Consider the following 2,526-nt stretch of genomic DNA (forward strand, 5'->3'; position numbering starts at 1 on the left):
CCGGTCGAGCTCATCGGCGGGGTGCGATTCCCGGCCATCGGAGAGCTGCCGTACTTGCTCACCCTCGCGGGCCACGGCTTCTACTGGTTCCGGCTGCGACGCGCGATCGCCCCCGGCACCGCCAGGCGATCCTGACCGCACGTGATCGCGCTTGATCGTGTGCCCGTCAAAGATCGCTTGCCTCTGAAAGGACGTGTCGCCATGCCGAAGACCGCGTTGCACCGTCCGGGCAGCCATGCCCCCGCCGCGCTGCTCACCTCGCTCGCCGAACTGCTGCGGCAATGGCTGCCGCGGCAGCGCTGGTTCGCGGGCAAGGGCCACCCCGTCACCGGTCTGAGCGTGGTGTCGTCGACCGAGCTGTACCCGGGCTGCCTGCATCTTCTGATACGCACCGAACACCTCGGCGGCTCCGACCACGAAGGTCCCGGCACTCCCCCGCCCGACGACTGCTACCAGCTCCTGCTCGGCGCACGCGAGGTTCTGCCACCCCGACTCGCCCCCGCCTTCATAGGCCGCCCGAGCGCGGGCCCCCTGGCCGACCTCAGCGTGTACGACGCCTTCCACGATCCCAACGCGGCGGGTCTGCTCCTGGAACGACTGCGCACGCCCGGGGCGGCGGGACCGCTGCTCTTCGAGCGGGATCCCCAGGTGACGGTCCCCTGCGGTCTCACCCCCCGGCTCCTCGACACCGAGCAGTCGAACTCCTCCCTCGTGTACGGGAACTCCTTCATCCTGAAGGTCTTCCGCCGTGTCCAGCCGGGCATCAACCCCGACCTGGAGGTGCCCTGGGCGCTGGCCCGGCAGGGCTGCACCCGCGTACCCGCCCCCGCGGCGTGGTTCGGCACCTCGCAGCCGCGGGAGGCGACACTCGGGGTGCTCCAGCCGTTCCTGCGCGACGCCTCCGACGGCTGGACCCTGGCGCTCCAATCGCTCACCTCCGGCGGGGAGTTCACCGAGGAGGCATACGAACTCGGCCGGGCCACCGCCGAGATACATGTGGCGCTGGCGGCGGCGTTCCCCGTACGAGCACCCAGTCCCTTGCAGCACCGGCAACTCGCGGCCGCGATGAGTGAACGGCTCGACACCACGGCCCGCTCCGTGCCCGAACTCCGGCCGTACGCGGCCGGGCTGCGGTCGGCGTTCGACGCGCTCGCGGCGCTCGACGCGGCGATACGGCCGGCGCAGCGGATTCACGGCGACCTCCACCTGGGGCAGGTGCTGCGGGCCGGGCGGCAGTGGTCCGTCATCGACTTCGAGGGCGAGCCGGGCCGTCCGCTCACCGAGCGCCGACGCCTCCAGTCCCCCGTACGCGATGTCGCGGGCATGCTGCGCTCCTTCGACTACGCCGCGCGCTCCCGCCACCCGTGGCGCCCCGAGTGGGCGCAGCGCTGCCGGGAGGCCTTCTGCGCGGGGTACGCCGCCGCGGCCGCGTGGGACCCGCGCGAGGAGCCCGAACTGCTGCGCGCGTACGAGACCGACAGGGCCGTGTACGAGGTGCTGTACGAGGCGAGGCACCGGCCCGGCTGGCTGCCGGTCCCGATGGCGGCGGTCGGGCGCCTCGCCGGAGCCGCGGGGGAACGGCGTGACGCACACCCCACCGAGCGTCCTGCCCACCGTCTTGCCCACCGTCCAACCGGCCATCACGCCGAACATCGCGTCGAACGTCCCGCTGAACGCCTTTGACGACGCTCCGGAGCCCAGGATCCATCCGCCCCACCGCTTTCCCCGAGGAGGCTGAAGCCGTGGCAGTTCACACCACCGCCGTTGGCACCAGGCCGGTAGCCGCGCTGGACGCGACGGACCGCGCGCGCCTGATGTCGGGCGCCCACCACGATCCGCACGCGCTGCTCGGCGCGCACCCGGTGCCGGGCGGCGTCGTGTTCCGCGTGCTACGACCGTACGCCGAGGCCGTCGCGGTGGTGGTGGACGGCCGACGCACGGAGCTACGGGGAGCCGGCGACGGCCTCTTCTCGGGCGTCCTGTCGCTCGACACGATCCCCGAGTACGTGCTGTCGGTGACGTACGCGAGCCACGAGTCCGAGGTACAGGATCCGTATCGCTTCCTGCCCGCGCTGGGCGAGGTCGATCTCCATCTGATCGGCGAGGGACGCCACGAGGAGCTGTGGCGGGCGCTCGGGGCGCATCCCATGACCCACCAGGGCGTGACCGGCACCCGCTTCACGGTCTGGGCACCCAACGCCCAGGGGGTCAGGGTCTGCGGGGACTTCTGCCACTGGGACGGCACCGCCTACCCCATGCGATCGCTCGGTTCCACGGGTGTCTGGGAGTTGTTCCTGCCCGGCATAGGCGAGGGAACGCCGTACAAGTTCGACATCACCCGGCCCGACGGTACGCACACGATGCGCGCCGACCCGATGGCCCGCCGCACCGAGGTGCCCCCGGCGACCGCCTCGATCGTCACGGAGTCGTCCCACGTGTGGACGGACGCGGAGTGGATGGCGGGGCGGGGGGCCCGTCCGGTGCACGAGGCGCCGTTGTCGGTGTACGAGGTCCACCTGCCCTCGT

At 72.2% G+C, this 2,526-nt stretch carries 2 protein-coding genes and 1 pseudogene; all 3 read left to right on the forward strand.

The annotated features are described in order from the left end of the window. A partial coding sequence (locus tag ACFVWD_RS58075) for an alpha-glucosidase C-terminal domain-containing protein (RefSeq protein WP_389607255.1) occupies window positions 1-135 on the forward strand: 135 nt, incomplete at its 5' end. Window positions 136-201: 66 nt separating this feature from the next. Next, window positions 202-1,683, forward strand: a complete 1,482-nt coding sequence (locus ACFVWD_RS58080; RefSeq protein ID WP_389607253.1) for a maltokinase — start codon at window positions 202-204, stop codon at window positions 1,681-1,683. A gap of 59 nt (window positions 1,684-1,742) precedes the next feature. After that, window positions 1,743-2,526: pseudogene (locus ACFVWD_RS58085) on the forward strand (1,4-alpha-glucan branching enzyme); the annotation flags it as partial.

This window comes from Streptomyces sp. NPDC058086, assembly GCF_042885015.1.
In the GTDB taxonomy this organism is placed as follows: domain Bacteria; phylum Actinomycetota; class Actinomycetes; order Streptomycetales; family Streptomycetaceae; genus Streptomyces.